At 73.0% G+C, this 6,872-nt stretch carries 7 protein-coding genes; 5 read left to right on the forward strand and 2 right to left on the reverse strand.

Annotation, left to right across the window (positions count from 1 at the left end):
* Window positions 1-59 precede the first annotated feature (59 nt).
* A complete protein-coding gene (locus VGR37_21555; GenBank protein ID HEV2149998.1) occupies window positions 60-1,541 on the reverse strand; it encodes a class II fructose-bisphosphate aldolase in 1,482 nt (493 codons plus the stop codon).
* A 265-nt stretch (window positions 1,542-1,806) separates the two neighbouring features.
* Here VGR37_21555 and VGR37_21560 point away from each other — a divergent pair, with 265 nt between their 5' ends.
* The gene (locus tag VGR37_21560) at window positions 1,807-2,664 is read left to right on the forward strand and encodes a metallophosphoesterase (protein ID HEV2149999.1); all 858 of its coding nucleotides are present in this window, start codon (window positions 1,807-1,809) and stop codon (window positions 2,662-2,664) included.
* A 133-nt stretch (window positions 2,665-2,797) separates the two neighbouring features.
* Entirely contained in the window at window positions 2,798-3,019 is a 222-nt protein-coding gene (locus VGR37_21565) for a cold-shock protein (protein HEV2150000.1), read from the forward strand.
* A 107-nt stretch (window positions 3,020-3,126) separates the two neighbouring features.
* Here VGR37_21565 and VGR37_21570 read toward each other — a convergent pair whose 3' ends face one another.
* On the reverse strand, window positions 3,127-4,152 hold the full coding sequence (locus VGR37_21570) for a zinc-binding dehydrogenase (GenBank protein ID HEV2150001.1): 1,026 nt from the start codon (window positions 4,150-4,152) through the stop codon (window positions 3,127-3,129).
* Window positions 4,153-4,344: 192 nt separating this feature from the next.
* On the opposite strand from VGR37_21570, the gene VGR37_21575 reads away from it, so the two are divergent.
* The 3 genes from VGR37_21575 to VGR37_21585 all read left to right on the forward strand — a co-directional run bounded on the left by VGR37_21575 (window position 4,345) and on the right by VGR37_21585 (window position 6,841).
* Window positions 4,345-5,295, forward strand: coding sequence for a bile acid:sodium symporter family protein (locus tag VGR37_21575; protein HEV2150002.1), 951 nt, complete (start codon window positions 4,345-4,347; stop codon window positions 5,293-5,295).
* A gap of 78 nt (window positions 5,296-5,373) precedes the next feature.
* Complete coding sequence (locus VGR37_21580) at window positions 5,374-5,748, forward strand: hypothetical protein (protein HEV2150003.1); 375 nt, start codon at window positions 5,374-5,376, stop codon at window positions 5,746-5,748.
* A gap of 64 nt (window positions 5,749-5,812) precedes the next feature.
* Window positions 5,813-6,841, forward strand: coding sequence for a proline dehydrogenase family protein (locus tag VGR37_21585; GenBank protein HEV2150004.1), 1,029 nt, complete (start codon window positions 5,813-5,815; stop codon window positions 6,839-6,841).
* Window positions 6,842-6,872 lie beyond the last annotated feature (31 nt).

Genomic DNA, 6,872 nt, shown 5'->3' on the forward strand with positions numbered 1-6,872 from the left:
GCGGGGGGGCCCCCGGGCCGGAAGACTCCCCGCGGCGGGCGCGTGCGCGCCCGCCGGGCTCAGTCGGAAAGGTCCCAGTCGTCCGCGGCGGCCTTCATGCGCAGGGCGCTCGGGCCGCTGCGGCGGAGCGGCGGAGCGGTCACGTGCTTGCGGACCATCTCCATGGTCCCGTCCACGCGGAGCTGCCGGAAGAGGAAGGCGAACTGCTCGCGGAGCGCGCCGCGGATCTCGGCCCGGTTCTCTTCGGGGAGCTCCCACAGGTCGCGCTTGAAGGCGCCCAGGGCCTTCTTGCGCGCCTTGTAGATGAACTGCTCCTCGGTGTCGCCCGGCTTCCGCTCGTCGGGGAAGCTGACGCGGCAGTGCTCGTACATCCGCTCGCGCAGCCCGGAGGGGAGCGCCGGGTGCTCGTAGAGCGTGTTCTGGAAGCCGGTGGCCAGGTGGATCTCGGCCGTCTCCACCTCCGGAAACCTGCCGAACGCCTCGTCCGGGAGCGTGGAGGCGCCGTGCTGCACCGCCCCGGAGAGCCCGTACTCCTCGCGCGCGATGACCGACAGGGTGCGCAGCGTCTCGAAGTCGATGGCGACGTCGGCGATGGAGCCGTCGGGGAGCACGGTGCCGCCGTGGCTCGTCCCCGACTGCACGGAGATCTTGGAGAGCCCGGCCAGCTCCACGCCCTCCTTCGCGGCCAGGCGCTCCAGCTCGCGCCCGTAGCCGTCCATGTAGGCGCGCAGCTCCTCGGGGGTGGAGTTCTCGGTGCCCACCTCGCCGATCTCGCCGCCGATGGAGACGGTGACCCCCTCCGGCTCGTAGTGCCGGACGTACGCCGTCAGCTCGGCGGAGAGGCGGGAGTTCAGCGCCTGCTGCTCCTCCAGCGTGGCCTTCTCCAGCTCCACTAGGGTGGAGGTGTCGATGTCGATGTTGTAGAAGCCGGCGTGCAGCGCCTCGCGGATCAGGTCCTTGACGGCGCGGGTCTCCGCTTCGGCGTCGGCGCGGAACTTCTTGGCGTTGAGCTGGAAGTGGTCGCCCTGCACGAACAGGGGGCCGCTCCACCCCTCGCGGATGGCCGCGGCGGTGAGCACCGCCACGTACTCGGTGGGGCGCTGGTCGGTGTAGCCGATCTCGGAGCGGGCGATCTCGCAGATGAGCGCGCCCACCTGCAGCTCGCGCGCGGCGGCGAACAGGGCGCGCCCGGTGTCGAACGTGGCGGCGCGGACGTTGATGGCGGGGACGGTGAAGCCGGACACCTCGCCCCGGCCGCGGGCCAGGTACAGCTCGTGGATGGAGGCGGGGCGGATCCCCACCCGGTCGCCGGCCTCGCCGATGATCCAGCGGGCGGCGTCGCGCACGTCGGCGTCGTCGCCGAAGACGGCGGCGTGCGCCAGGCGCTCGATCCCGGCGCCCCGCAGCGCCTCCTCGCTCACCACCTCGACCCCGCCGCCGGAGACGCGGACGGCGTCGCGCACCTCGTCCAGCAGGGCGCGGGCGGAGGACTGGTCGAGCAGCGCGCGGTCGTCGCCGGGCGCGGTGAGTGTTTCAGCCATTTTGGTTGCCTCTGGTTCCTGGTTGTCAGGGCGCTTTGAAGAAGATCGGGATCTGGGCGTGCCCCCCGCGGGGCGGGGGTCGGGCTGCGGCGCCGTAGAGCACGATACGACCGTGCTCAACGGCGGCGAGCCCCCGCAAACAGCCGCGGGGTCTCGCCCCTTCGGGCTCGCATCCCTCACGCGGCTTTCGCGCGCGTCAAGATGGAGCGGGCTCGGGGGGCTGGCAAGCGCGGGCCATGGTCTGGCGTTTGCACTCGGCCGCGGGATGCAGACGAATTCTTCCGCTCGCAAGATCCTTTCCGCGGCGGCGCTCGGGGCCGGGGCGCTGGGGGCGTACGCCTTTCTCGTGGAGCCGCGCTGGCTGGAGGTGACGCGGCCGCGGATCCACGTGCGGGGGCTGCACCCCGCGCTGGAGGGGCTGCGGATCGCGCTGCTAACGGACATGCACGCGGGGGAGGGGACGCCGCTCTCGCTGATCCGGCGGGCGTGCCGGGCGGCCATGGCGGAGCGGCCGGACCTGGTGGCGCTCACCGGCGACTTCGCGGCGGACCGCTCCGGGGACTTCGGGGCGGTGCTGGAGGCCATGGCGTGCCTGGACGCGCCGCTGGGGGTGTACGCCGTCCCCGGGAACCATGACCACGTCGTGGGGATCGACGTGTGGCACCGGCAGGTGCGGGCGCACCCGCGCATCGTGGACCTCACCAACCGGGCGATGGTGCGCGAGGTGGGCGGGGCGCGCTTCTGCGTGGCGGGGGTGGACGACTACTCCCTGGGCTCGCCCCGGATGGACGTGCTCCCACCGCCGGAGGAGCGCGACTTCACCCTGCTCCTGGCCCACGACCCGGACCAGGCGGAGCGGGCGCGCCGCGTCTGCGACCAGGTGGACCTGGTGCTCAGCGGCCACACCCACGGAGGCCAGGTGCGGCTCCCCTGGGTCGGCGCGCTGAAGAACCCCGCGGAGCGCGAGGACCTCTACGAAGAAGGGCTGCGGCGGCGCCCCTGGACCCAGGTGTACACCTCGCGCGGGGTGGGCACCGTGCACCTGCCGGTGCGGTTCCTCTGCCGGCCGGAAGTGGCCGTGCTGGAACTGACAGGCGCTGCCAGGCCTGCCGTAAACAGGTGAATTCGCCGGTCCCCGGGAGGGGGTGGGAGGTGCGGAACGGTCTTTGCTATGATCCCGCACGGAAGCAGACCGGGGCGCCGTTGGACGGGGCGACGCCGCGGCATCCGTCCGGTTCCGTCACAGCGGAGGCACCATGGCTCGACAGACTGGCATCGTGGAGTTCTTCAAGGACGACAAGGGCTTCGGCTTCATTCGTCCGGACGACGGGGGAAAGGATGTATTCGTGCATCACTCCTCCATCGAGATGGAAGGGTTCAAGTCGCTGAAGCGCGGAGACCGGGTGGAGTTCGAGATCGTGGACGACCCCAAGGGCCCCCGCGCGGCCACCGTCAAGCGCCTCGAAGACGAGGGTTGAACGGACCGGGCGGAGACGGATAGCGGCGCCGGCCTCGCCAGGTCGGCGCCGCTGCTCGTTCGGGGAAGAGTGCGGGAGTGCGGGAGTGCGGGAGTGCGGGAGTCGGGCTACGGGACGAGGACGATCTTGCCGAACTGGCCGCCGGCTTCCAGGCGCTCGTGGGCTTCGCGGGCCCGGTCGAGCGGCATCACGCTGTCGATCACGGGGACCAGGTCGCCGCGGAAGGCCGCGCGCAGCATGGCCTCGAACTCCGGGCGGGAGGCCATGGTGGTGCCGATGATCTCCACCTGCTTCCAGAAGAGGACGCGCAGGTCGATGTCGCCGCGCGGCCCCGTGGTCGCGCCGTAGCAGACCAGCCGTCCGCCCTTCGCCAGGGCGCGGACGCTCCCCTTCCAGGTGGCCTCGCCCACGTTCTCCACCACCACGTCCACGCCCCGCCGGCCGGTGTCCTGGAACACCTGCCTGCTGAAGTCGACCTCCTCGCGGTCGTAGACCACGTCGGCACCCAGCTCACGCACCCGCGCGACGTTGGCGGCGCCGCTGGTCACGGCGAAGACCCGCGCCCCCGCCAGCTTCGCGATCTGCACCGCCGCGGCGGCGGTCCCGCCCGAGGCGCCGAGCACCAGGACGTCCTCCCCCGGGCGGACGCGGGCGCGCCCGACCACCGCCCGCCACGCGGTCATGTACGAGATGGGGAGCGCCGCGGCGGCCTCGAAAGACATCGCGTCCGGGATGCGGTACACGTTGGCCGCGGGGACGGCGACCCGCTCGGTAAAGCCGCCGTTGGTGTGCTCGCCCAGGATGCGGTACTCGGGGCAGAGCGACACCTCCCCCGCCACGCACCACTCGCAGCGCCCGCAGGAGAGCGAGGGGTTCACCACCACGCGCTCCCCCACCTGCACGCCGGCCGCACCGTCGCCCAGCTCCTCCACGGTCCCCGCCACGTCGGAGCCGCCCACGTGGGGCATGGTGGTCTCGATGGGAAGCCCCCGCCGCACCCACAGGTCCAGGTGGTTGAGTGCGGCGGCGCGCACGCGCACCAGCACCTCGCCGGGGCCGGGCCGCGGCTCGGGGACGTCCTCGATGCGGACCACCTCGGGGCCGCCGTTCTCGTGGAAGATGGCTGCGCGCATGGAAACGGCGGGGCGGGTTGCGGGGGACAGGGACGGCCGGCTGCGGCACCCCGAAGGTGGCCTTCCGGCGGCCGCGTCGCAAGGTCGAGACGGGCGATCGAGAGCCTTGTGATGCGGCCGGCTGCAACGGCATCTTGGGATCTCCCCCGCCGCCCGCGGCTGCCCCGCGAGCCCCCGAACCCCAGGGTCGCCATGGAACAGAGTCCGCTGATCTCGATCGGCCTGCCGGTCGCGCTGTTCGTCATCATGATGGGGATCGGCCTGACGCTCACCGCCGGGGACTTCCACCGCGAGGCGCGGCAGCCCAGGGGGGTGATCGTCGGGACCCTGGCGCAGCTGCTGATGATGCCGGCGCTCGGCTTCGCGATCGCGGCGCTGCTCCGCCTGCCGCCGGCAATCGCGGTGGGGCTCGTCATCGTGGCGGCCTGCCCGGGCGGGAGCACGTCGAACCTGGTCGCCTACCTGGCGCGCGCCAACGTCGCCCTGTCCATCGTGCTGACGGTGCTGGCGAGCGTCGCCGCCATCGCCACCCTGCCCCTCTACGTCAACCTCGCCCTCGCCTGGCAGCCGGCCGGCGCGGAGGTGGCCGTGCGGATGCCGGTCGGGCAGACGGTCGCGCTGCTGGTCGGGATCATCCTGGTCCCCGTCGGCATCGGGATGATGGTCCGGCGCCGCGCGCCTGAGCGGGCCGCGTCGCTGGAGAAGGCGGTGTCGCTCTTCGGCGGCGTGGTCCTGGTGCTGCTGATCGCCGCCATCGTCCATTCGGTGCGCGACCGGTTCTGGGAGCTGATCGCCACGGCGGGTCCGGCGGCGATCCTGCTCAACCTGGGCGGCATCGCCGCGGGCTGGCTGGCCGCCGCCGCGGCGGGCCTGTCGGCCGCGGACCGGCTGACCGCCGGGATCGAGCTGGGGGTGAAGAACTCCACCATCGGGATGCTGGTGGCCATCACCGTGATCGGCTCGGACACGATGGCCGTGCCCTCGGCGGTCTACGGGCTGCTCATGTACGCCTCGGCGTTCGCCCTCGTGGCGTACGGCCAGCGCACGCTCGCCCCCCTCGAGGCCCGCCGCGCGCGGACCCTCGACGACGGCGCCGCGCCGGGGACGGCCGACGCCGCTTCCGGCAGCGCCGGAGCGAGGTGACCCGGGCGCAGGCGGGCCGGCGATCGCCGCCCGGATCGGCCTTGTGGGGAGCGACGCGGGTTCGTTACCTTGGCGCCCATGTTCTTCAGGGGATCGGAGGACCGGCTCAACCCCGCCACCCCGGAGGGGGTGGACGACACCACGCTCGGGGGGTACCCGGCCGTGCACGGACGCGCGCCGGCCTTCGAGGGGGCGGACGGCGAGCCCTACACCGCCGCCGTGGAGACCGATGCGTCCGACGACCCGGAGCGGCCCTGGGCGGCCTACCTGGTGTTCGTCCGCTGGTCGCGCAACGGCACGGCGGTCATGGGGCACCTGGAGACGGGCGACCTGACCGAGGGGAGCACGGAGGCCGGGGCCCGCGAGGCGCTGGAGGCCTGGCCGCTCGCCCGCGTGAAGCAGGTGCTCGACGAGACGATCCGGGCCAACGCCGCGCCCCGGGAGCCGGGCTGACCCCCGCGCCCGCCCCGATCCCACACCACCCAGCGATCCACCGCGAGAAAGCGGAACCACCCGGATGCTCAGACAGAGCCTGCTCTACCTCAGCGGAAGCCAGACCGCCCAGCGCGTCGTCACCGGCACTCCGGTCTCCCGCCGCATGGCGGAGCGCTTCGTCGCCGGGGACACGGTGGACAAGGCCATCGAGGCCGCCCGCGAGCTGAACCGCGCGGGGCTCTCCGTGTCGCTGGACTACCTGGGCGAGTCGGTGGCCACGCGCGAGGAGGCGGAAGAAGCGGCCGACATGGCGATCCGGATCCTGGAGCGCATCGCCGCCGAGGGGCTGGAGGCCAACATCTCCCTGAAGCCCACGCAGCTCGGGCTGGACGTGGACGAGGAGTTCTGCCGCACCAACGTGGAGCGGGTGCTGCGGCGCGCGCGGGAGCTGGGCGACGGCGAGGGCGAGATCTTCGTGCGGCTGGACATGGAATCGTCCGAGTACACGGAGCGGACGATGGCGCTCGTGGAGGCGCTCTGGGCCGACGGCTTCCGCAACGTGGGGACGGTGCTGCAGTCGTACCTGCGCCGCACCCCGGACGACGTGGAGCGGCTGGTGGCGCTCGGGTCGCGGGTCCGCCTCGTGAAGGGGGCCTACAAGGAGCCGGAGACGGTGGCGTACCCGGACAAGCCCGACGTGGACCGCATGTTCGTCGAGGAGATGAAGACGCTCCTCGCGCGCGGGTACTACCCGGCCATCGCGACGCACGACGAGTCGATGATCGACGCCACGCGGCGCTTCGCCTGGGAGCACGGGGTCTCCACGGACGCCTTCGAGTTCCAGATGCTCTACGGGATCCGCCGCGACCTGCAGACCCGGCTCCGCGAGGAGGGCTACAACGTCCGCGTGTACGTCCCCTTCGGCAGCTCCTGGTATCCCTACCTGATGCGCCGCCTGGCGGAGCGCCCGGCGAACCTGCTCTTCATCGCCGGGAGCATCGCCCGGGAGTCGCCGCTGCGCCGCATCGCCAACCCCGCGGCCATCGGCGCGGGGGTCGTCGCCGGGACGCTGATGGCGCTGGCGCTCCGCGGGCGACGCAATTCGCGCTGACCAGCGGCGGGGGGGGGGGGGGGGGGGGGGG

This window comes from Longimicrobiaceae bacterium (assembly GCA_035936415.1).
In the GTDB taxonomy this organism is placed as follows: domain Bacteria; phylum Gemmatimonadota; class Gemmatimonadetes; order Longimicrobiales; family Longimicrobiaceae; genus JAFAYN01.